A 22,844-nucleotide genomic window follows, 5' to 3' on the forward strand; every position below is an offset into this window, starting at 1 on the left:
GAATAAAAATGCATGTACAGGTCTGGCAGTATCTTGCTGACCCTGCCAATCAAAAATTCCTGCTCTATCTTCTTGCAGCCCTTGTTATCGGTTTTCTTGCAGGGAGATACCTGAAGAGAGGAACGAGCCGCAAAGGAGGGGCCTTTTTTGACAAGGGGGACAGCGCCCTTTTCAAGGGCATACAGTACCTGCTTTCAGATGACCCGGATCATGCAATAGAGGAGTTCACAAAGTCGGTCCAGATCAATTCGGATACGATCGAGACATATGCCGCCCTCGGTAATTTATACAGATCAAAGGGGGCCATTGACAGGGCCATACATATCCGCAGAAGCATAATACTCCGGCCAAACATAGATGAAGAGACAAAGGTGAGGGCGCTCTTTGACCTTGGCGTTGACTATAAAAGGGGCGGTTTTCTTGACCGCAGCCTCGAGACATTCCTCAATGTAATCAAAAAAAGGCCATCTGACATTGCTACCCTTGAGGAGCTTGAAAAGATATACGAGGAGGTAAAGGATTGGGAAAACGCCTTTGAGACACGCCGGAAGATCGCAAAGCTTTCAAAAACAGATTGCAGCAGCATCCTAGCGCATCACAGGGCAGAGGCAGGTAAGGCGCTCTTTGAACAGGGTGATGCAACCAGGGCAAAGGCATTTCTCAAAAAGGCTATCTCCATAAACAGGCAGTGCATTGACGCATACCTTCACCTGGGCGATATCTGTTTTTCAACAGGGGATACCAAAGAGGCAATGGCAACCTGGAAAAAGATAGTCGGCATATCACCCCACTTTACCTTTCTCGCATATCAGAGGCTTGAGCAGGTATATAACAGATCACATGACATAAAGCAGATAGAAGCCTTTCTCAAAGACTGCGCAAAGTACAACACAGATGCATTAACCCACCTTGCCCTTGCCCGTCATATGTACCGGGAGAAAAAACATGAAGAGGCCGTTATAGAACTTAAAAAGGCGCTTGATTATTATCCCCGCTTCTGGGAGGCAAGGCGTCTCATGGGAGAGATCCTGCTTGAGACAGGCAACTCCGGGGATGCCCTTAATGCCTATAATGACCTCCTGATGCATCTTAATGTGCCATACCTTGAGTTCCAGTGCGCTAACTGTGGGTTTAAGCCTGCAACCCTTAAATGGCAATGCCCCCAGTGCAAAAAATGGGATACCATTACAGTTACAGATACCGGGTTTAAGAATATAAATGGCCTTCCAAGCCCTGAACTGCTCCTTGCAGAATCCTATGACCGTGGCGGTGCAGAGTAATGAATGAAATGACCCCCATGCTCAGGCAGTTCATTGATACCAAGAGCGCCTATCCTGATTGTATAATCTTTTTCAGGATGGGTGACTTTTACGAGATGTTTTTTGAGGATGCCGAAAAGGCATCAAAGATATTAGGCATTACCCTCACATCAAGGGGCTCCTTTAATGGGAACAGGGTGCCCATGTGCGGGGTTCCGCACCATTCATCAAGATCATACATGGCCAAACTCATAGAGAACGGCTGCAAGGTTGCTGTTTGCGAGCAGGTTGAAGACCCTAAGCTCGCCAAAGGCATAGTAAAAAGAGATGTGGTAAGGGTGATAACCCCCGGTTCAGTGGTGGCTGAACTTGATATTGAGGGGGGCCGCAACCTTTACATGGCTGCTGTCTCATCCGGTGAGAGCATGTACGGCCTTGCCCATGTTGATCTCTCTACCGGTGATTTCAGGGTCACAGAGGTGAAGGAGCCACGCGAGCTGTTTGATGAGCTTGGCAGGATAGACCCGGCAGAGGTTCTTATTTATGATACTGACCCGCTAAAGGAAAACCGGGAGCTTTCAAGATACAGGATAGAGCTCTTAAAGGGGCCGGATTATGATAGAAACCGATCCGAGCAGATACTCAGGGATCAACTGGGGGTAAAATCACTTGCAGGTTTCGGCTGTGAGGGGATGAAAGAGGGGATATCAGCGGCAGGGGCCATTGCACAGTATCTGCGCGAGACCCAGAAGGGTGACCCTGATCATATCAAGGAGATATCCTCCTACCACCTTGGTGATTACATGTTCCTTGATGAATCAACCACCCTGAGCCTTGAACTCTTTGAGACAATGAGAAGGCGCTCATCAAGGGGGTCACTATTCAGGGTTATTGACAAGACAATTACGCCGATGGGGGCAAGGCTCCTCAAGAGATGGATCGGATACCCGCTTGTCGACATCACACGCATAAAGCAGAGGCTATCTGCTGTATCAAACCTTAGTGACGACAGGATATTCAGGGAGGATATAAGGGAAAACCTTGAAGGTATATATGACCTTGAAAGGCTGAACGGCAAGGTATCACTTGGCAGGGCAAACGCCCGCGATCTTTTAGCATTAAAGGCATCTATCCTGAAGCTCCCATCAATAAAGGAGAGGCTAAAGGGGGCAATAAGCGATCTGTTGTCTGATATTGCGGAAGGGCTTGATACACTGGATGATATCGCACAGATCATAGAAACCGCCATATCTGATGACCCGCCTGTGTCATTGAGGGAGGGGGGGCTTATCAGGGAGGGCTACAACCCTGAGCTTGATGAGCTGATATCTATTACCAGGCACGGTAAAAAATGGATCAGTGAGCTTGAAAGAAAAGAGCAGGAGAGGACAGGCATCCCAAAGCTCAAGATAGGATTCAACAAGGTATTCGGATATTTCATAGAGATAACAAAATCCAATATCCACCTTGTCCCTCCTGATTATATCAGGAAGCAGACGCTTGTTAACTGTGAAAGATACATCACCGAATCACTCAAGGAGTACGAGGAGAAGGTGCTGGGGGCTGAAGAGAGGCGCATTGAGCTTGAATTCAGCCTGTTTGAAAAGATAAGGGGACAGATCGCCCTTGAAAACCACCGCATCAAGGAGACTGCATCAGGGATCGGCGAGATAGATGTGCTGGCCGGTCTTGCTGAGGTCTCAGAGCTGAATAACTATGTTTGCCCGGAGATAAATGAAGAGGGGGCGATCAATATCATTGATGGAAGGCACCCTGTTATAGAGCAGACCGTGAAGGAGGAGGATTTTGTCCCCAATGATATCTACCTGAATGATACAGACCAGCAGATCATGATCATTACCGGCCCCAACATGGCAGGCAAGTCCACTATACTGAGGCAGACTGCCCTCACAGTGCTTATGGCCCAGATGGGCTGTTTTGTGCCTGCATCAAAGGCAGTGATAGGCATTGTTGACAGGATATTCACTAGGATTGGGGCGTCAGATGACCTTACAAGGGGTCAGAGTACATTCATGGTTGAGATGGATGAGACAGCCAATATACTCAGGCACGCAACACCAAAAAGCCTTGTCATACTTGATGAAATAGGGCGGGGTACAAGCACCTATGACGGCCTCTCAATAGCCTGGGCGGTTGCAGAGGCGCTCCATGACCTTGATAACAAAGGCGTAAGGACGATCTTTGCAACCCATTATCATGAACTCACAGAGCTCCTTGCCGCAAAACCAAGGGTTAAAAATTTCAATATAGCGGTCAGGGAATGGAAGGATAAAATCATCTTTTTAAGAAAGATGGTGCCGGGCAGCACGAGCCGGAGCTATGGGATACAGGTGGCAAGGATAGCAGGCATACCGGAAAGGGTTATTGACCGGGCAAAGGAGATACTTAATAACCTTGAAAATGAAGGCCATGATGACCTTGGAAGGCCAAAGATCGCACGGTCAGATACAAAACCCGGTAAAAACCAGAGTGTGCAGCTCTCCCTTTTCGGGAATAATGAGTCAAGGGTCATAAGGCTGATAAAGGATCTGGATATCTCAGGGATAACCCCCATTGAGGCGCTCATAGAACTGGATAGGCTGAAGAAGTATGTGGATGGTTTAAGATGATAATTACAGCAAATAAAAGATATTTTTTAACATTATTCCTCAACCTCGTGTTACTTTTCGCAGTCTTTGCAGGGAATAGTTCAGAAGCGGCTCCATCAGCTGGAAGTTTACTTAAAAGCGCTGATACCTGCAGGGAATCTCTATATCAGTCATCAAAGCGCATGAATTACAGGCATAACTGGGATGCCTGTATCGAGGCATATAAAAAGATATATACCGGTTACCCCAAAACTGATCAGGCTGCATGGGCGCTCTTCCATTCTGCAGGGATGTACATAAGGCTGAACAGAATATCCAGCCTTGAAAAGGATCTGGATGAAGCCCTTTTACTGTATGAAAGGATCATAAAGGATTTCCCTGACCACAGGCTCGCTGATGATGCCCAGTATAAAAGGGGGGAGATATACTTCACTAATAAACAGGATATGACCCAGGCCTATATGGAGTTTCTAAAGGTGGAGATCAAGTTCCCCAACGGGGATATGAGGACTGCTGCAAAGGGCATGCTGGAAAAACTCTCAGCCCTCCTTGGTGAAAAACAGGAAAAGGCAGCAGAAAAACCCGACACATCAACCGGTACGTCAGAAACAGGCATTACAACAGTAAAGAATATACGCCACTGGTCAACCCCCACCTATACAAGGGTGGTAATTGATATTGATAAACCGGTGGACTACAGCGATCATCTCCTGAAAAAAGACCCTGACCTTGATAAACCCAGAAGGCTCTATCTTGATATCAAGAATTCACGGGTAGGGAAAGATATAGAGACCACCATACCAATAAAGGACGGCCTTTTAAAGACAGCCAGGGCAGGTCAGTATACACCTGATACAGTAAGGGTTGTCCTGGACATAGAAAGCATAAGCGGTTACAAGACCTTCAGGCTCCATGACCCCTTCAGGATAGTTATAGATGTGCAGGGAAATAACAAGGTTGCTGCAGGCGGGGAAAAGAGGCCACAGAAAAGGCCGGTGGAAAAGGGGATTAAAAAACCTGAAAAGCCTGATGATTCAGTATCCCTTGCGAGGCAGCTCGGCCTGAGTGTAAAAAGGATAGTCATTGACCCCGGTCACGGGGGTAAGGACCCGGGATGCTATATAGATGGAGGGATAAAGGAAAAGGATATAGTCCTTGATATGGCAAAAAGGCTTAAGGCCAGGCTGGAAAAAAGGCTTAACTGTGAGGTGCTGCTCACAAGAACCACTGATATCTTTATACCCCTTGATGAAAGGACCGCCTTTGCCAACATAAAAAAGGCTGATCTGTTTATCTCACTTCATGTCAATGCCCATAAAGATAGCGCTATACATGGAATTGAGACATACTTCCTGAACATGGCTACAGATAAACAGGCTGTACTGGTTGCAGCAAGGGAAAACGCCACATCGGAAAAAAATATAAGCGATCTTCAGTCAATACTTAATGACCTTATGCTCAATACTAAAATAAGTGAGTCAAGCAGGCTTGCACACTCTGTACAGAATGGAGTAATGGGGGATTTAAAGAAAAAATACCAGGTAAACAAGAGCCTGGGGGTAAAACAGGCGCCATTTTATGTGCTTATAGGAGCGGAGATGCCATCCATACTTATTGAAACGGGCTTTCTTACGAACAGCACAGAAAGGAAAAAACTCATAACCGATAATTATAAGGATGTGATTTCAGAGGGCATATCAAAAGGCATAGAAGATTATATCAAAAGCATAGATATGGCATATTCAGGGAGATAGCGCTGCCTGGTCTCTTTACCCAAGCGCATCTTCCACTGCTGAAAGAATATCTTCACGGTTAAAGGGCTTTATAAATACCCTGTCAACACCAAGACCTTTGGCCATGCGCAGATACTGGTCAGGGGAGTTTTTCCCCCCGCCGGACATGGCAAATATCTTTACATCGGGGAATTCACTTTTAAGCTCCACGATGGTGCCAAGCCCCTCTTTGTCAGGCATTATTATGTCTGTAATGATGAGGTCAGCCTGTTTTTCTCTGTGCGCCCTGATAGCCTTTTCACCATTTTCAGCCTCTCTTACAGAATAGCCCTCTTTTTCAAGCATACGCCTCAGGGCAAGACGCATCTGTTCTTCGTCATCTACTATCAGGATATCTTTTATTGTTTCTGACATCATTAATTTCCTGTAACTGCTCAGGTTTATAAATATTGCTTTCTTGGTTGTAGAAGCAAGTGGATATTATGCCAGGAAGGCATTTCAAATTACAGGCAAAAGATTTGGTCAGCCACTGATTGTTATCTTCAGCTTTTCCATATCTTCACGTGTAAATACCTTTCCGCAGCCAGGGCATTTCTTCTGTGAAATGCTTATATGGCCGCATGATGGGCACGGAATAAGCACCTCCTGTATGGTATTTTTGTTCTGTTCCCCGGGCTCTTTGGGTTCAAGTGTTAAAGGAAATTTATGTTTGCATTTCGGGCATGTTACAGTTATTCCCTTATCTGAAGATGCTGGGATCTTGTCTGTATCCAGGCTGTATTTTGTTTTACACTCGGGACAATGTACTTTCATGATAATACACCCATATTGATCATTGACTTAATTGTTGAACCGTCCATAAACTGGCGAAAACATAGCATTTATTATTAATAAATACAAGTTTTAAAAAAATACTTATCTACTGGTAGGTAACCCTGAACACCTCCTCTATGGTGGTAATGCCATTAAGCACCTTCTGTGCCCCGTTCTGCCGCAGGGTAACCATCCCGTTCTCAACCGCCTTCTGTGTTATTGCATTTGAATCAGAGGTCTTAAGTATGAGGTTCTGTATTGACTCATTCACTATCAGGAGTTCAAATATCCCTGTCCTGCCTGAATAGCCGGTATTCAGACATGCGGGGCACCCCCTGCCCCTGTATATGTTTCTTCCTTCAAGCATCTGAGGGGTTATGCCTACCTTTGAAAGGGATTGTTCATCCGGGTTATATGCCTCTTTGCATGCAGGGCAGATTACACGGACAAGCCTCTGGGCAAGTATAGCTATAACCGATGATGTTATCAAAAATGGCTCTATGCCCATATCTATAAGTCTTGTAACCGCACTGGCAGCATCATTTGTATGAAGGGTAGAAAAAACCAGGTGGCCGGTAAGCGCAGACTGTATGGCTATCTCTGCTGTCTCAAGGTCCCTTATCTCTCCTACCAGGATGACATCAGGGTCCTGCCTTACTATGGAACGTAAGCCCCGTGCAAAGGTGAGGTCTATCTTGGGGTTTACCTGTATCTGGCCCACCCCTTCAAGCTGGTATTCTATAGGGTCTTCAATGGTTATGATATTTTTATCCGTATTATTTATCTGAGATAGCGCTGCGTAGAGAGTGGTTGTCTTTCCGCTCCCGGTTGGCCCTGTTACAAGAAAGATCCCGTGTGCGGCATTGATGAGTTCATTGAATTCACCGAGCCTTTCATTCGGCATACCCAGCTCAGTTACACTGATAAAAATCTTTGTCTTATCCAGCAGCCTTAAAACCACCCTCTCACCATAGGCAGTAGGTATGGTTGAGACCCTTATATCTATGTTTTTATCGCCTATCCTTATCTCGATACGGCCGTCCTGGGGAAGCCTCTTTTCAGCTATGTTCATATCTGCCATAACCTTGATGCGGGATATGAGGGCCGCCTGTATCTGCTTCTGGGGGGAGATCATGTCATAAAGTATGCCATCAAGCCTGTACCTGATCTTGAGCCCTTTCTGGGTGGGCTCTATATGGATATCGCTTGCCTTGTCCTTTACCGCCTGTGAGAGCATAACATTTACAAGCTTAATAATGGGGGCATCGCTTGTGTCATCAAGCAGGTCGCCTGCCTCCTGTATAGCAGAGATCATGGAGCCCCCGCTTTCATCATGCATGTCCTGCAGCACCTGCTCTGCGGAGTCCTGGCTGCTGTCATATATGAAATTTATTGAAGAGATTATCTCAGACTTCGGGGCAAGCACAATCTCTGCATCCTTTAAGCCCAGCTGGAGCCTCAGGTCATCCAGGGGCTGGAAGTCTACAGGGTTGTTTATGGCTATCTTTTTAGAGTCCCTGCCAATAAGTGGTATCATGCAGTACTTTTTAAGGTACTGTATTGGCACCTTTTCTGTGAATTCTGTATTAAGTTCATTTACAGAAATGGCAGTATGATAATCCATGTTGTACTGTATGCCAAGGGCCTTGAGAAGGCCCGGCTCAGACAGATATTTTTTCCTGACAAGTATTTCACCGATCAGGCCGCCCTTTTCCTCCTGGATCCTCATGCCTTCATCCAGTTGTCCCTGTGTAATCAAATTTAGTTCAAGAAGTATCTGTCCGAGGGATTTCATATCATTTATTCTTCTTTAATGATTTCAGGTTTTCTGCTGCTATGTCAGTAAGCCTTTTACCTGCCTTTAAGGGATCAGTAGATGCATCCGCCACATCCTTTGGCGCCATTGCTATAAGCCTTTCATACATCTCAATCGCCTTTTCGCTGTTGCCCTGCACCTGGTTAATATAGCCGATATTCAGGATTGCATAGGGGTTATCCGGGTTTTCGAGAAGGGCCTTTTCATAATATTTCATGGCCTTGTCATACTCCTTGAGTTCAAGATATTTATAACCCATACCCGCGAGCCTCATATCTTCAGAGAGCTTGCCATCATTATTCATTCGGATGACGCCCTCCTTTATGGAGTTGATATGTTCCTTTTTTTCCTCGTATAATTCTGTTGCCTCTTCGGGGTTTGTCTGAATTCGGGGGGTCAGGAAAATATACAGATTCTTTTTATCAAGGGAGGTGGTTTTTGACCTGAAGAGATAGCCCAGAATCGGAACCCGGCTTAATAACGGCACCCTGTAATTTGTCCGGTTGTCTTTAGAATCTATAAGGCCGCCGATTACCACAGTCTGACCATCCTTTATCCTTACCACGGTGTTGGCTATCCTGGCAAAGGTTGTGGGCTGACCTGCCTCATCGACACTCAACACCTGGCTTACCTCCTGTTCGATCTTGAGTCTGACAAACCTTTCCTGGTTAATCTGGGGTGTGATCTTTAATTTTACACCAACCTTTTTAAAGTCGTAATTGCTGTAGCCTGTTGTGCCTGTTGAGGTATTTTCATCCCTTCTTGATATAAAGGGGACCTCATCTGTCACCTCCAGGTTGGCCTCTTCATTATCCAGGGTCATTATCTGTGGCCTTGAGTGTATCTGAACGTCAGAGTCATTGGCATATGCCCTGAAAACAGCCCCTATATCGGCAAAATCTATCCCACCAATACTGATGGTATTACCCAGAACCCCGTATGTAAGGCCAGTGGGCAGACTCACCCTTCCGCTTGAATCAATGTTAGGGAAATTATTTACCCCGGGGTTGGATGCGCTGTATACCGATGCATTGTCACCCACCTCTCCAACCTGCCACTGCACACCTATCTCAAGCTTGTTACTCATGCTCACTTCCATGATCAACGCCTCTATGTATACCATGCTTCTGGGCCTGTCCAGTTCATGGATCACATTTTCAAGGATCATGTAATCGGCCTTTTCCGCGGTTATGATCAGCGAATTTGTTGCCTTGTCTGCAACAATCTTGATATTCTTTGAAAGCACCGGGGCTGTGCCCCTCTGTTCGCCCTGCTGAGGGGTATCCTTGGGAATGGCCATCAGGGTCTTTGACATATCTTCAGCATTCGCATTCTGAAGAGAGTACACATGTATACCGCCGTCACCCCTTGGTATCTCTTTATCAAGCAGGTCAATCAGCCCTCTTACCTTGAGGGTATCAACCTCTGAGGCAAGTATTATAACCGAATTTGTCCTTTCATCCGGCACAGCTGTTATCTGGGAGGCAGCGACTGCTGTTGCAGCCCTTTTAGCAGTGCCGATATTTGATCTGAAAACTGTCCCTATGCTTGTTGCCATTGCCTGAGCGGATGCGTTTTTAAGCGGGATAACTGTGACCACCTCTCCTGTACCCGGCACATCCAGCACCTCAATTATCTTCATGAGGCGCGATATGTTTGACTTGGTTTCGGTCAGGATAAGCATGCCTGTAGGATCATAAGAGACCATTACGCTGCCCTTTGAAATAAGGGATTTGAATACCACTTCAAGATCTTTCGGGTTTGCATATTTAAGCGGGATTATCTGAGTAACCAGTCTATCTTCAGGCCTCATCTTTTCATCACCAACGAGTGTCTCGATATTTTTTGATTTTGCCTCGGCTACAGAGATTATCTTTGTTACACTTCCTGATGCCACAGTAGTGAAGCCATGAACCTCCAGCACCGATTCAAATACCCTGTAAGCCTCAGCAACAGATATCTTGGATGGTGAAATGATGGTGACCTTTCCCTTGACATTGGGGTCAACCAGGAAATTCTTCTGTGTAAGCTCGCTTATAAATTTTATCAGAAGGTTTATATCCACATTGTCAAAATCAATGGAGATCAGGCGGGAGTCTTCTTCTTTTACACGTGCTGAGCTTCTATCCGGCACTGCAGCCTTTCTTTCTCGGGCAGCAGGCGTTACGCTCTGTTCTGAAGCGGGAATGGCAGGGGGAAAAAAATCTTCATTAATTTCAGGAGGCTGATCTGATGCGGCCTCTTCACCGGTTGATGAGGTTATCTCATCCCCTTCACTCGTACGCGCACTGTACACAGTGCCTGCTGTAAAAATAGAGACCATCAAAAAAAGAGCGCCGATTTTTAAGAAATTTTTAACGTGCATGATTAACCCTTCTGTTTTATGGAATTTGGACCTTTTACCATATATTTACTTATCACTCAATCAGTACCAAAAAATCGTTCTGACCCCTGAGGTTTTTAAGGTCAGGGTCATTTTTCGCCCATGCCTTTACCTCTTTATTTAAACTGATGGCCTTTTTTAGATAGGCCATACCCTTTTCAGGCTCATTGTTCAGGGCATATGCGCAGGCCAGATTATAACAGGGTGTTACAAACTTTGGTTTAATCCTTACCGCCTTTTCAAGGTAATTAATTGCGTCATAATATTTACCCTCATGGAGGTAGAGCGCCCCAATATCATTTAAGGAGGCAATATGGCCCGGGTCTTTATCAAGTATTTCCATGTAAATGGCTAAAGCCTCCTTTACCCTCTTCTCCTTCAATAGAAGAACCGCCTTTTTATACAACGCTTCTCCTGTATCTGTCATGCCTTTTCTATCTATCCCTGATGGCGTGACATTTTTTTCGTTTGAATCAACCTTTTCAAGAACAGTAATATCCCTGTGCTGCCTTTGCATATCTTTGGCGTGTTCAATTGCCGCACCGGTTGCGGCCTGTTCAGTGGTGTCCCCGCTATTTAACCTTATAATATAGAAGATGCCTCCGGCAATAAGTATGATAGCTGCTAGGGCTGCATATATGTACTGCCTGCCTGACACCCCCTCTATGCCAGAGCCTCCACCCCCGATAGACCTGATGTAGCCTATGCGTCCGGCATCCTTCTCCTTCTGCGCCTTTTTGAGTGCCTGATTGATATAACTCATCTTATTCCGCCATCTGATATAAAAGGGCATTTGTCCTTGGCCCTGCAACACCATCCACACGCAGGCCAAAATCACCCTGAAGACGTTTCATCTCATTAAACGTGGATGTGTCATATATCCCGTTCACCTGCACCAGGTAACCTTTTGCCTGAAGGATTTTCTGTAACCGGCTGATCGCCGGGCCTTCCATGCCGATACCATATATCTGGTCGCCGGCATAAACAGGGAATATCCATGTTACTGCCCTTCCCCAGTTTTCAAAGAGAAACAGCTTATCTATCTCCCTGGGATTTCCCTCTGTATCCTGGCATACAGCCCCTTTCTCATTTACACTTGTTATCAGCAGGTATTTTCCATTGGGTGCATCCCTGTTTGTTTTAAGCACAAAGGGTTTTTTCAGCGTTATGTAATATTCAGGGGAAAGCTCAAATGTCTCAAGGCTTAAACGGCCTCCTGTTTCATTGATCCTTTTATCCGGGTTATTCCTGTAAAAAAGGGAAAAGAGCGCTGAGATACTGTTTGCATTGTCAAGGTACAACTCAGGCTCATTTTTGACTACCTTAACAACAGGTGTCTCCTCTTTTTTTTGAGTGGCGACCGCCTCTTTTAACTGCCTGGATAATGAAGCCTCATACATATGTTTCAGGTAAATAAACCCTGTAACCCCTGCTGACACAAGCAGGATAAAGGCAAACAGGATTATATGCAGAGGCCTTACCCATGAAAAGAGCCCCCCCTTTTTTATCACAACGCCTGATCCATACAGGTCATTTGCCGCCTTCTCGATAATGGTTCCGGTTACTGTATATGCCCCCTTTGTGTAGGCGATAAGAAGCGCCCTGTCGCAGATGCTGTTTATTCTCCTGGGTATGCCCTCAGACCTTGAAAATAACCTCTTATATGCCCCGCCTGTAAAGGTGATATTGCCATGACTGCCTGCAACAACAAGCCTGTGTTCAACATACCCCTTTAGCTCCATCTCTCCAAGGGGTTTAAGAAAATAACGCACCAGTATCCTGTCATTAAGCTGTCTCAAGGATGGGGCGCCTATAATATCATTGAGTTCAGGTTGCCCTATCAGTACTATCTGAATCAGCTTTTCCCTTTCTGTCTCAAGGTTTGAGAGCATTCGAAGCTGTTCAAGCACATCCCTTGACAGGTTCTGCGCCTCATCTATGAGCAGGACAGCATTGCCGCCATTGCTGAAATTTTCAAGGAGAAAGCTGTTCAGGGCATCGACATAATCCTTTTTTGTGATCTCCCTGTTATTACCGGTATTAATTCCAACACCGAATTCCTCCACGATCAGTTTCAACAGCTCAATATCGGAGATGTATGAATTAAGAATAAGGGCACTTTTTGTCTTTTCATCCAGCCTGTCAAGGAGCACACGGCAGAGGGTGGTCTTCCCGGCGCCGATGCCCCCTGTAATAAGGATAAACCCCTTCCTCTCATTAATCCCGTAAAGCAGGTGGTCAATCGCCTCCCTGTGGTTGGGGCTCAGGTAAAGATACCTGGGGTCAGGCGTTAGATTGAATGGGGTCTCGGTAAGACCGAAAAATGAATTATACATCCCTTTACCCTCTCCTCTGCCCTCGCCTGATATATGTCCGCCTATTTATCATCATCTTACCCTGATCTGGATATTCCTTACTCTTCCCCTGCGTATGATCTGGTACCCCACTGATTCACTATCCCTGAGACTGCCATAAATGGAGAGCAGGTCCTCCGGGTTTTTGATCTCCCTGCCTTCAATACCCTTTATAATATCACCGCTTCTTAAGCCTGCCTTCCTGAAAATAGAGCCTGCCTTAACGCTCGTTATGGTCATCCCATCAACCACCCCATCCTGCATATGCGGCTGAATAGATGCCTGGGTCATAACCTCCTGGATATTGGAGAGAGCTGTCTCCAGCTCTGCCCTGTTCAGCATAATGGTCTGTACAGGATCTCCCCCGGTACCCGGCGGAGGGGTCATGCCTGAAAAGCCGGGAAAGGGTCCAGATGCAGCTCCCTTCTGCCCCTGGTTTTCATCCTTGAGCAGGATCTCATCCTTTCCATTGAACCTTATTACCACCTTGTTCCTGTATATATTTTTTAGAATAGCACCCTTTATATTGTCACCAATATGGTAGATATCCTGTGTCCTTTTTGACTTGTCTTCAATAATAGCATAGGCATCCTCATCACTCCCTGCAACAGTGCCAAGGAGTATGACATCAAGTGAGGTGGGGTTAAGGTTTTCCACCTGTGAGATGTCATCTATTTTGCCTGTTAAACCGGCACCCGCCCTTCCAAAGATGCTTCTCCTGTTAATCACCTCATAGGCGCTTAATCCGGGGGTAGCAATGCTTTTTGGGGGTGCAGCCTTTACTGCTTCAGCTCTCTGCTTGACCAAAGGTTTTTCAAACCGGGCCTCAATAACTCTGTAAAAGGTATTAACCCCAAGAAAGATTATCAATGCTGTGGCTATTATGTTAATGATGGTAAAAATGTTCTTTGTCATTACATCTGTTATCATATGCACATCACCTTATTACTGGTAGCGGGTTCGTTAAGGTACCCTGTATATCAAACTTCAGTTTGCCATTCTTCATTATATTTGATGACTCTATGGCCCCTGCAATATCAGGCATCTCGATCTTCATTTCAGGGGTTGGGGTTATCTCAGCGGAAAACCTTAACCCGCTCGAAAGTATATCCCTTTTCAACTGGAGATCGCCCCTTGCCTTCCCATTGATTGGGCCGCCTTTCATTGAGAGATCCTTTACATTAAACCTCATATTATCAAGAACCCCTGTAAGACTTATCTTTTCAAACCCTATGTCCCTTACATCAAACAGCGGCAGGACAGGCTTTATAATGCCTTTTTTTGCATCAAGAGAGATATCGCCTTTTCCGTTTATAAAGTCGGAAGGGTTGCCTGTAAAGCTGACTCTTCCTGCCAGCACGCCCTCTATATACTTACCTGTACCAGGAAGGATAAAGGGCTTTCCATCAAGTATAATGTCATCTATATCTATTGTAATGTTACAGCTCTCTTTATCCTTTTCTTCAAAAATACCGGATATCTCCCCGCCATTTACCCGGCTTGTAAAGGTTACTTTATTTCGGCCAAAAAGCAGGCCGGTTATAGAAACCCTTAAGGATGTCTTTTCAGAGACATAGAGGAGCTCGTAAGGATTATACTTTAGCGCGACCTCAAGCCCCCTGATCCTGATGCCAAGGGGTAATATAAGCCTTGTATCCTCGAAACTGATACTTAAGTCCGGGAACCTCTTTTCTGCCTGGGCGTTCAAAAAACCATTCAGTATTCTATCAGGGAACATGATATATAAAAAGAGAATCAGCAGGAGCGCTATATAGACCAGGTACCAGTACCTGTTATTTCCCTTAAGAGCCTCTATCATAACTCAGTTCATACCCTGCTATATTCTCTTATATGTGAGCACCCTGATAGTCGCATCAAGGTAGCCCTCTTCCTTTTTGTTATCCCTGATGGTGATCCTGCTAATATATATAAACTTTTCCGGCTTCTCGATCCGGTATAAAAACTCTGTAAGCTGTGCCAAAGATACCGCCTCGATGGGAAGTTCAACAATGTCTTCAATGAAATTCCCCTGTTTTTTGCCTTCTGTGGGCCTCATTCGCGGTATATTCTTCGTTATTCCGATTTCATTGATCTCCCTGTTAATAAGGGAGTCAAGGGGTTCATCCCCGCGGGCAGCGAGAGCCTTTTCAAGATTCCCTGATATGCTTTCTATATCCTGGCCCCCGGCGCCAGTCAGATTATACTCCTTTATGATCTGTTCCAGCTCTTTTGCCTCCTTTTTAAGTTGATCCTTGCTGTTGAAAAATGGGACAACAAGCTGTGTAATGATCAGGAAGAGCGCCAGGATCAGCCCTGATCCGCCTATTAAGAGTTTTTCACGCCTTGCTAGTTTCATATCTTATCCATTTTCCTTATAACTAATCAGCCCTTTCAAGCTTCAGGTCAAGTATGACCCCATCACCTTTCTGTTCGCGTTTTATCTCTATTACATTTTTATAAAGGTCAGATGACTTAAGGACATTTTTTATCTTTGAAACCGTATCAAAGCTGTCGGTTACTGCTGTTATAGTGACCTCGCTGCTTCTTATTGTTAATGTGCTTATATCAAAAGGGTATTGATCAGTTATCCTGACCGACAGGTCCCTTATGATATCAAGCACCCTCTGGTCAGGGTTTATCTCATTTGACAGATCGGATGAGGGGCTGTTGAGGTTTTTAAGTCTCTGCCTGGCCGCAGTTATCTTTCCCCTGGTGCTTTTTATCCCGCTGAACTCAGGTACTTTTTTATCAAATTCCCGGTTAACCTCTGAATGCCTCCTGCTCATAAAATAGTAATCAGTGCCCTGGTTTATGATCAGCATTAAAAAGAGGAGGGCAAGCATGATAATGGTGAGCCTGATGTTCTTCACCTGGCCCAGAATACTCTTTTTAGCCTTGTACTCATCTCTCCTGAAATTAAAGCCGCTGTTTTTCCCTGTCTCCTTTACAGCAAGGGCAAGGGCATTATCCATTAATGCGGGGTCATAAACCGCAGAAAGTTTGAGCTCCATCCGCAGTTTACCCTCTCGTGCAATATTTAGCCTCTCGGAAGGGGTCTCAAAAAGGCTGCTTATTATGGACTGGGCATCCCTGTAGCCGGAGAGCCTGCCGCCAAAATAGATCTTTTCAGGATTAAAACTGTTCCTGGCCCGTGTGTTATATGAATGGAGGGTCTTTGCGCTCTCAATGCATATGGCCCTGATGATCGCTTCAACAGATTCTGAAGCAGACCGGCCTATTTTTTCAGACTCGCTGATTTCCGCCTGCTGCGTTACTGCGCAGGGTAACTCCCTTATAACAACAATCCTTTTCCCCTTGAAGATCACAAGGGAGGGGTGTTCCGGTTCAAGGTCAAGGTATATACCGTTTAACGGGCTCTTTTCCTGATCCAGAAGAGAGGAAACAACAGGCACAGGCCTTACATCTATTATGTCAGGGTCAACCCCGGCCTTTTGAAGGAGATCAATATACCCTGAAACAGCAGGTTTCCCAACTGCTGCGGTAAGCAGGGCAGCGGGGTTATCCAGATCAGAATGGATGTAGTCTATTATAATCCCGTCCACAGAAAAGGGCACATGGCTCTCTATCTCAAATGGGAGGGTCTGCCTGATCTTTTTTGCATCTTTAAATGGGGTCTCTATATTCCTGAAGGATATCCCGGATGGAGGGATAGAAATAAAATACCTGTCGCTTTTCAGGTCACTTCGGCCAGCCACCTTTTCTAGGGCAAATAATGGATTATTATCAGTAACAGGTTCATAAAAGCATGATATTACCTGATACCCCTTTAACCCGCTTATCACCTGAACCGCAGATACATAGCTCTTTGAGATGTCTATTCCTAATATCTTTCCGGGCATCATTTATTCCTGATGAAAATTTGTTGGTCTTTATTCTCTATATATAAATATTTAAAAAAACTCAATGTATTCTTGATGCGCTAAAACCGCCTCCTGTTATATTACTTCCCATAAAAGTGTTGTAAAATCACCTTGAGCCCTTTTAACAACCGCCTTCAGCTCTTTTAGAGCTCTATCCCTTATACCTGTGGAGAGTATCTCAAAATATGAACTCTTTATTGTTATGAGGGCGGGTTTTATTATATCCTCGTCAGCGCCCAGGGCCTCTTTGTACCAGTTGGGATTGGTCAGGTCATTATCCTCATTATTACGGTATGTTATGATCTCATCCACCATAACTGTGTCCATCTCCTCGGAAAGGGCCAGAAGGATATGCCTGTTTGCTGTATTTATGTTTATTCTGCCGCCCGGATCACCGAAAACCGTGATAAACTCCTTTAACCCGGGGGTCTCCCTTGTGCCAAAGAGCAGTTTACCTGTTATGCCCCTGATATAGATCATCTCACTGATTGATCTTAGAGGGCTGTTTGCGCAGGGATATGGTTTTTCTAGTGATTGGTAGTATGATGCCTCTGCACCGAACCTGGTAGGCTCATCGTCCCTGTCGATCCAGTCCTTGATATTATCCACTATATCCTCTGCCTCTTCAGGTTCGAGCTCAAAGGGTTCTGATATAAGGAGCCTTAAAAGGATATCCTTTTGATCCTCATCGTATGTACCATCCTGTTTAACAAGGCTGTTTATCTGTAACCTGCCTGACAGGTCAGATATCTTCACCTGGAATCTCCCCCCATCAAAGAGCGCTTCCGAGAGGGCTGATCCCCCCTCCAGAAGGGCCCAGTCATCCTGAAATGAATCGCTTGCAGGATCATCCTCCTTTAACAGGGTTATGGCAAGGTTGTACCCGGATTTTGCAATATAACCTAAAAGGATATTATCCCTTGAGCTCACAGCCCCGTATAACTCATGCCTCATTGAGCTGTTAAAGTGAAGGGTAAGAACTACAATAATAGCCATCATCAGTATGGTTATGATCAGCGCAACTCCCCTGTTATTTGTGAGTGATGTTTTCATATCTCAGTTTGAAAGCGGCAGCGCCACAGAGGTGGAAAAGGTTAATGGTTTTTCCGGGTTGTCTTTATCTATAAATTCAAGCGTAACAGTCACCATTGGCGGGAGCCCTGTCCCAGGGCCGGCGACAGATTTATCCCATGCATCATAGATGTTGCCATCTTTGCCCCTGTATGTGAAATTGACTGAATGGAGCCCCTCGCATATGCGCCACCCGCCGGTATTTTCATCAGGCCATTCAAGGTTTGCCCTGGTGTCTGACCTGTAGAGTATAATGCTTTTATCCTCCTTTAAAATTGGGTAGTAGGCGATCTTCGCATCACCTGCCTCATCCTGTGATTTCTCCAGATCTATATGGGACCTGGAAAAGAATCTGATTCGGTCTGATTCCCTCCCCTCTATAAAGTCATCCTCTCCAATCAGCGCCTCAGAGGCAGTTACACCCTGTCCACCCCCTGATGGCTCAGGTATATAGGTTGATTCAAGGTCTTCCACAATCCTGATCATAGCTGTCCTGGCCATCGCATATATCTCTGCCTGGGTCTCTGCTATCTCTATATTTCTGTAAGTGCCTGTATAGGCAGGATATATAAGAGAGACTATAACAGCAAATATGGCTATTGCCACCACTATCTCAAGCAGGGTAAAGCCATACTGGCCATTAACCCTCTTTTGACCTGATAAAAGAATAGTTGATATCCTGAATCTATTTAAGCAGGCGATCATTCACCATTCACCCTTCACCATTCAGCTAAAAAAGCTTGTACAGCCTTATATCATATTGATAGACCCTGTTTTCTCCAAAATAGACATGAAGGTCTATCTGTTTAAAACGGTCAGCATATTCTTCAAGCAGCTCAATGGATGTGCTGTTTATCTCTACCTCCCAGGTATAATCAGGGTAATCATCCCCGAAATCCCCTGAGTCGTTCATGATGCCCTCTGTCTCGGCTATCTCGATCTCAGCCATCTTCCCCTGTGCCAGAAATGAAGCGGTCGTATAAAACTTGGCCTCGTTGGCAAGACTCAGCCCCTGCGACTGGGATGCAAGGAGGGTTGTAAGCGCAATGCCTATAAGGGCTAGGGCAAACATGACCTCCATAAGGCTAAAACCCCTGCTGTTAAATATCCTTTGATGCAATATCTTCAAAGCTTAGATAATCCTCCATGATCTTTACCTTTCCCAGGAAGGGCTCCAGCACAAGGGTGAATTTTCTATTGCCCTTATCCCCAAGGTGTATCAGGGAATAGCGCATGTACCCCTTTCTGCTGAACCTGATCCTCTGTTCACCATCTGTCTTTCTTTCTGAGCCATACTGATCTATATCAAGTATACGCACATCCTCTGGTAGTGTCCTGGCCTGATCCTTTGCGGTAAGCGCCTCGGATTCATCTATTCCGGCCTTTTCATACCAGTATTTGCCATTTTCTATGTCAAAGAAGAGGGTATGATCCTGATATTCGGTTATTGATAAGTCCCTCACCTTTATTATGGTGGCGACAAGTGTCCGGGATGCAGTCTTAAGATTATCCGAAAGCAGGGTTTCACGCACAGCAGGCACAGTAATAGAGAGAAAAAGCCCTGCCAGGAATATAACAATTGTCAGCTCCAGCAGGGTAAAACCCCCTGACAGCCTCCCGGAAAAGTGCCTGATATTAATCCTGATCGTCTTCCCAGCTTGTGACATCTTTGTTTTTTCCCTCACCGCCAGGTTCATTGTCATCACCATAGGATATTATGTCAAAATCCCCATTGTCACCAGGTGACTGATACACATATTCATTTTGCCAGGGGTCTTTAGGTATCCTTGCGATATAACCACCTTCTCTCCACTTTCTGGGGAGTTTTCCGACTGTAGGAGGCGATACCAGGGCGGTTAACCCCTGTTCAGTGGTGGGGTAGCTCCCGTTATCAAGCCTGTAAAGATCAAGGGCAGTCCTGAAGGTCTCTATCTGGGTCTTTGCCTTGACCCTTTTTGAATCCTCTATATGCCCTATAACCTTTACACCCACAATACTTGCAAGTATACCCAGGATGACAATAACAACCATTACCTCTATCAGGGAAAAACCCTTTTCGGTATTTCTATTATCTGAACTCATATATCCTCCTAAAAATTTTTCTAGTGAACGATCTGGCTCATCTCCATAATGGGGAGAAGTATTGAAAATGCAATAAACCCTACTATAACCGCCATCCCAAGAAGCATAAAGGGTTCAAGCATGGATGTCATGGCTGACACCTGTGATTCCACCTCCCGCTCGTAAATATCCGCAATCTTGTTAAGCATCTTTTCAAGCTCTCCGCTGTGTTCGCCGACAGATATCATCTGGACAACAACAGGGGGTATCAGCCTGTTGTTTGATAATGGCGCAGAGAGGCTTTTTCCCTCCCTGATCTCATCTACCGCGTTGTCAATCAGCTCTGCCACCAGTATATTATTTACCACATTGCGCACTATCTGAAGGGCATTGATCAGGGTTACGCCGCTTGTGAGAAGGCTCCCAAGGGTCCTGGCGAACCTGGCTATAATCATCCTTTTTATAACAGAACCGAACACAGGCATCTTTAATTTGACCTCGTCCCACTTGCGGGAGAACCTCTCTGTCTGCCTTGCGCGCCTGAATATAAAACCCGCCACAATAAAAAAGAGCAGGATCAGCCACCAGTATGATTTTAAAAAATTACTGGCGCCAATAACGATAAGGGTAGGCAGCGGCAGGGCCTTTTCCATCTCATCAAACACCGCAATAAACTTGGGCACAACAAAGGTTACAAGCATAAGCAGGGCAAGCACCCCTATGCAAAGCATGATAACAGGATAAACCATTGCGGATATGACCTTGCTTTTTAATGCCTCCTGGTTTTCGCTGAACTCGGCGAGCCTTTCCAGCACAAGGTCAAGGGAGCCTGATGCCTCCCCTGCTGTAACCATGTTGATATAGATCTGGGAAAAGTATTTTGAATGGTTTGTAAGCGATGATGCAAGGCTGTTCCCCTCGTTTACAGACTCCTTTGTCTGGGCAAGCACCTTTTTTAGAAGGGGGTTCACCTCCTGCGTGATCAGAAGCTCAAGGGATGCGACAAGGGGTATGCCCGCGCTCATAAGGGTGGCGAGCTGTCTTGTGATTGTTGATATCTCATCGGCCTTTATGCGCCGCAACAGGGTATTAACAGAGGTTGAACCTGTCTGCTGGACCTTTATCTGTGAGGATGATTCTTTTATATTTACCGGAAAAAGGTCAGAGCCCCTGAGCTTGTTCCTTGCGGAGAGGGGACTGTCCGCATCAATAATTCCCTTTGTCTTCTTTCCCCTGCTGTCCAGCGCTGAATATTCGTAAACAGGCATCTATTATTATCCTTAATAAATAAGGTTTATCTTATCCCTGTAAGTCTGTTTGCAAGACCCTTAAGGTCCTCTTCCTTCATGTTATCGGTTGATATCTGGTTAAAGGGTATTGCATACTCCCTGCCTGACTGCACAGCAGGCATTAGCCTGGATGTGCCCGCTTTGAGATATGCCGCAACATTATAGGCCATCCTCTGTGCCAGGGAGATGTCCATGTTGTTTGGCGCTGCCCCTCTTATGTCCCTTGAAAATGGTTCGCAGACTACCCTCTTATTAATCTTGATCTTAGTCTCCAGTAATTCCCTATAGAAATACTCTGCTGCATTATCCTTTATGCCCTTTTCATCCCTCTCTGCTTTTTTATAACCCTCTGCAACCACGATAACGCACTCTTCCCTTTTATTGATTGCCTCAACCACCTCAGCATGGTTTATCCGGCTGTTAGGCAGCACAGCAAGGTGGGCTCGCGACCCCAGGCATGAATGGAGGGCATGAAACCCGCTGCTTGCCCCCATCATTTCCACAATATATACCCTCTTGTGCGTCCTGGCGTCTGCCATGTAACACCTGATCTTTTCTGCGCCTGCCTCAACGCCGGTATGCTGTCCAATGCAGTCTGTGCCAGCAACATCACTGTCTATTGTGACAGGCACAAAGAAGACCTGTATGCAGGTCGGTATCAGGTTGCAGAGATCATATATCCCCTTGAATGTCCCGTTACCCCCTATGGCGATAATGGCCTTTACATTTTTCTTTTTAATAGTGCTGGCCGCTTTCAGCTGGACATCATGATCTTTAAAATCCTCGAAACGCTCACTCCTGAGATATGCCCCCCTCCATTCGGACAGGGGTGCAGCATGAAATACACCGGGGAAATGATCCAGTTTTTTATATTTAACCGGGTCATACACAAGGCGGAGAAAGTTATCCGATTTATCAACAAGTGATTTAAACCCCTCTTTTGTTGCAAAGACCTCTCTTCCCATCCCCTCAAGATGATAGGTAAGAAAGGCTGTCACAGGGTTGTATCCGGGGGCGCATCCCCCTTCCTGGATAATCAGCACATCTATCTCGCTGAACATCCTCTTTGACTCAATGATGGTGCTTTTCAGGAGCTGGGTTATCCTTTGGCCGACCTTTATCCTGGACAGGAGTTCATCCTGGCTTACCGGCCTTACAAGGTAATCATCCACCCCTTCGTTCATACAACTGATCTTGGCATCCTCGCTCTCTTCAGAACTCACCATTATAAAGTATATCCCCTCAAGATCAGGGTTGGATTTAATCTTTCTACAAAACTCAAGGCCATCCATTTTGGGCAGGGACAGACCGCACAGTATAATATCAGGCTCAATTTTTTTGAGTTTTTTATATGCCTGGCCCGGGTTATCCAACAGTTCAATAGAAAGATCATTCCTTGATTTCAAGATTTTCAGGTATGTCTCTCTGTTTGATTTTTCATCATCTACGATCAGTATCCTGGTCTTTTCTTCCATAGCAACTCACCCTTGTAACGAAAAAATAGATTTTTCCCGCCGCAGGAACAAAAACAAAACCGGCAGCGATCGCCAAAATAACCCATTACACTTTATGGGA

20 protein-coding genes are annotated in these 22,844 nt (G+C 45.6%); 3 read left to right on the top strand and 17 right to left on the bottom strand.

The genetic code is table 11. The annotated features are described in order from the left end of the window. Positions 1-8: 8 nt before the first annotated feature. Genes GX654_05665 through GX654_05675 form a run of 3 tightly spaced genes read left to right on the top strand, consistent with a single transcriptional unit; the run spans position 9 to position 5,622 of the window. A complete protein-coding gene (locus tag GX654_05665) occupies positions 9-1,280 on the top strand; it encodes a tetratricopeptide repeat protein (protein ID NLD36341.1) in 1,272 nt (423 codons plus the stop codon). Next, positions 1,280-3,889: a DNA mismatch repair protein MutS gene (gene mutS / locus GX654_05670; GenBank protein NLD36342.1), complete on the top strand. Its 2,610-nt coding sequence runs from the start codon at positions 1,280-1,282 to the stop codon at positions 3,887-3,889. Before GX654_05665 ends, mutS begins: the two co-directional genes overlap by 1 nt. Continuing rightward, on the top strand, positions 3,886-5,622 hold the full coding sequence (locus tag GX654_05675; protein NLD36343.1) for an AMIN domain-containing protein: 1,737 nt from the start codon (positions 3,886-3,888) through the stop codon (positions 5,620-5,622). Before mutS ends, GX654_05675 begins: the two co-directional genes overlap by 4 nt. A gap of 15 nt (positions 5,623-5,637) precedes the next feature. On the opposite strand, the gene GX654_05680 is transcribed toward GX654_05675, so the two are convergent. From GX654_05680 to GX654_05760, 17 genes are all read right to left on the bottom strand, one after another. After that, complete coding sequence (locus GX654_05680; GenBank protein NLD36344.1) at positions 5,638-6,003, bottom strand: response regulator; 366 nt, start codon at positions 6,001-6,003, stop codon at positions 5,638-5,640. Between the two features lie 120 nt (positions 6,004-6,123). Further along, the gene (locus tag GX654_05685; GenBank protein NLD36345.1) at positions 6,124-6,414 is read right to left on the bottom strand and encodes a hypothetical protein; all 291 of its coding nucleotides are present in this window, start codon (positions 6,412-6,414) and stop codon (positions 6,124-6,126) included. Positions 6,415-6,520: 106 nt separating this feature from the next. Next, positions 6,521-8,209, bottom strand: a complete 1,689-nt coding sequence (gspE, locus tag GX654_05690) for a type II secretion system ATPase GspE (protein ID NLD36346.1) — start codon at positions 8,207-8,209, stop codon at positions 6,521-6,523. Between the two features lies 1 nt (position 8,210). Next, positions 8,211-10,595 carry a type II secretion system secretin GspD gene (gene gspD / locus GX654_05695; GenBank protein ID NLD36347.1) on the bottom strand — a complete coding sequence of 795 codons (2,385 nt, stop codon included), beginning with the start codon at positions 10,593-10,595 and terminating at the stop codon, positions 8,211-8,213. 52 nt (positions 10,596-10,647) lie between these two features. Next, a complete protein-coding gene (locus tag GX654_05700) occupies positions 10,648-11,376 on the bottom strand; it encodes a tetratricopeptide repeat protein (GenBank protein ID NLD36348.1) in 729 nt (242 codons plus the stop codon). 1 nt (position 11,377) lies between these two features. Then, the gene (locus GX654_05705) at positions 11,378-12,949 is read right to left on the bottom strand and encodes an AAA family ATPase (protein NLD36349.1); all 1,572 of its coding nucleotides are present in this window, start codon (positions 12,947-12,949) and stop codon (positions 11,378-11,380) included. A gap of 51 nt (positions 12,950-13,000) precedes the next feature. Beyond that, positions 13,001-13,897 (bottom strand): PDZ domain-containing protein, encoded by an 897-nt coding sequence (locus GX654_05710; GenBank protein NLD36350.1) that lies wholly within the window; start codon positions 13,895-13,897, stop codon positions 13,001-13,003. Between the two features lie 7 nt (positions 13,898-13,904). Further along, a complete protein-coding gene (gene gspN / locus GX654_05715; protein ID NLD36351.1) occupies positions 13,905-14,786 on the bottom strand; it encodes a type II secretion system protein GspN in 882 nt (293 codons plus the stop codon). An 18-nt stretch (positions 14,787-14,804) separates the two neighbouring features. Next, complete coding sequence (locus GX654_05720; protein ID NLD36352.1) at positions 14,805-15,323, bottom strand: hypothetical protein; 519 nt, start codon at positions 15,321-15,323, stop codon at positions 14,805-14,807. Positions 15,324-15,345: 22 nt separating this feature from the next. Further along, positions 15,346-16,830 carry a pilus assembly protein PilM gene (locus GX654_05725; GenBank protein NLD36353.1) on the bottom strand — a complete coding sequence of 495 codons (1,485 nt, stop codon included), beginning with the start codon at positions 16,828-16,830 and terminating at the stop codon, positions 15,346-15,348. Positions 16,831-16,923: 93 nt separating this feature from the next. After that, positions 16,924-17,901, bottom strand: a complete 978-nt coding sequence (gene gspK, locus GX654_05730) for a type II secretion system minor pseudopilin GspK (GenBank protein ID NLD36354.1) — start codon at positions 17,899-17,901, stop codon at positions 16,924-16,926. 3 nt (positions 17,902-17,904) lie between these two features. Continuing rightward, a complete protein-coding gene (locus tag GX654_05735) occupies positions 17,905-18,624 on the bottom strand; it encodes a type II secretion system protein (protein ID NLD36355.1) in 720 nt (239 codons plus the stop codon). 25 nt (positions 18,625-18,649) lie between these two features. Next, entirely contained in the window at positions 18,650-19,048 is a 399-nt protein-coding gene (locus GX654_05740; protein ID NLD36356.1) for a prepilin-type N-terminal cleavage/methylation domain-containing protein, read from the bottom strand. Continuing rightward, complete coding sequence (locus GX654_05745; protein ID NLD36357.1) at positions 19,020-19,586, bottom strand: hypothetical protein; 567 nt, start codon at positions 19,584-19,586, stop codon at positions 19,020-19,022. The genes GX654_05740 and GX654_05745 overlap by 29 nt, the downstream gene beginning before the upstream one ends. Further along, a complete protein-coding gene (gspG, locus tag GX654_05750; GenBank protein ID NLD36358.1) occupies positions 19,555-20,001 on the bottom strand; it encodes a type II secretion system major pseudopilin GspG in 447 nt (148 codons plus the stop codon). Before gspG ends, GX654_05745 begins: the two co-directional genes overlap by 32 nt. Positions 20,002-20,021: 20 nt before the next feature. Beyond that, the gene (gspF, locus tag GX654_05755) at positions 20,022-21,248 is read right to left on the bottom strand and encodes a type II secretion system inner membrane protein GspF (GenBank protein ID NLD36359.1); all 1,227 of its coding nucleotides are present in this window, start codon (positions 21,246-21,248) and stop codon (positions 20,022-20,024) included. A gap of 26 nt (positions 21,249-21,274) precedes the next feature. Next, a complete protein-coding gene (locus tag GX654_05760) occupies positions 21,275-22,744 on the bottom strand; it encodes a response regulator (GenBank protein NLD36360.1) in 1,470 nt (489 codons plus the stop codon). Positions 22,745-22,844 lie beyond the last annotated feature (100 nt).

Source organism: Desulfatiglans sp. (genome assembly GCA_012513605.1).
GTDB lineage: Bacteria > Desulfobacterota > DSM-4660 > Desulfatiglandales > HGW-15 > JAAZBV01.

What these genes read in the sequence shown, in the direction of transcription:
- GX654_05665 (NLD36341.1), top strand. Translation starts at nt 9, where the DNA reads ATGCATGTACAGGTCTGGCAGTATCTTGCTGACCCTGCCAATCAAAAA.
- mutS (NLD36342.1), top strand. Translation starts at nt 1,280, where the DNA reads ATGAATGAAATGACCCCCATGCTCAGGCAGTTCATTGATACCAAGAGC.
- GX654_05675 (NLD36343.1), top strand. Translation starts at nt 3,886, where the DNA reads ATGATAATTACAGCAAATAAAAGATATTTTTTAACATTATTCCTCAAC.
- GX654_05685 (NLD36345.1), bottom strand. Translation starts at nt 6,414, where the DNA reads ATGAAAGTACATTGTCCCGAGTGTAAAACAAAATACAGCCTGGATACA.
- gspE (NLD36346.1), bottom strand. Translation starts at nt 8,209, where the DNA reads ATGAAATCCCTCGGACAGATACTTCTTGAACTAAATTTGATTACACAG.
- gspD (NLD36347.1), bottom strand. Translation starts at nt 10,595, where the DNA reads ATGCACGTTAAAAATTTCTTAAAAATCGGCGCTCTTTTTTTGATGGTC.
- GX654_05700 (NLD36348.1), bottom strand. Translation starts at nt 11,376, where the DNA reads ATGAGTTATATCAATCAGGCACTCAAAAAGGCGCAGAAGGAGAAGGAT.
- GX654_05705 (NLD36349.1), bottom strand. Translation starts at nt 12,949, where the DNA reads ATGTATAATTCATTTTTCGGTCTTACCGAGACCCCATTCAATCTAACG.
- GX654_05710 (NLD36350.1), bottom strand. Translation starts at nt 13,897, where the DNA reads ATGATAACAGATGTAATGACAAAGAACATTTTTACCATCATTAACATA.
- gspN (NLD36351.1), bottom strand. Translation starts at nt 14,786, where the DNA reads ATGATAGAGGCTCTTAAGGGAAATAACAGGTACTGGTACCTGGTCTAT.
- GX654_05720 (NLD36352.1), bottom strand. Translation starts at nt 15,323, where the DNA reads ATGAAACTAGCAAGGCGTGAAAAACTCTTAATAGGCGGATCAGGGCTG.
- GX654_05725 (NLD36353.1), bottom strand. Translation starts at nt 16,830, where the DNA reads ATGATGCCCGGAAAGATATTAGGAATAGACATCTCAAAGAGCTATGTA.
- gspK (NLD36354.1), bottom strand. Translation starts at nt 17,901, where the DNA reads ATGAAAACATCACTCACAAATAACAGGGGAGTTGCGCTGATCATAACC.
- GX654_05735 (NLD36355.1), bottom strand. Translation starts at nt 18,624, where the DNA reads ATGATCGCCTGCTTAAATAGATTCAGGATATCAACTATTCTTTTATCA.
- GX654_05745 (NLD36357.1), bottom strand. Translation starts at nt 19,586, where the DNA reads ATGTCACAAGCTGGGAAGACGATCAGGATTAATATCAGGCACTTTTCC.
- gspG (NLD36358.1), bottom strand. Translation starts at nt 20,001, where the DNA reads ATGAGTTCAGATAATAGAAATACCGAAAAGGGTTTTTCCCTGATAGAG.
- gspF (NLD36359.1), bottom strand. Translation starts at nt 21,248, where the DNA reads ATGCCTGTTTACGAATATTCAGCGCTGGACAGCAGGGGAAAGAAGACA.
- GX654_05760 (NLD36360.1), bottom strand. Translation starts at nt 22,744, where the DNA reads ATGGAAGAAAAGACCAGGATACTGATCGTAGATGATGAAAAATCAAAC.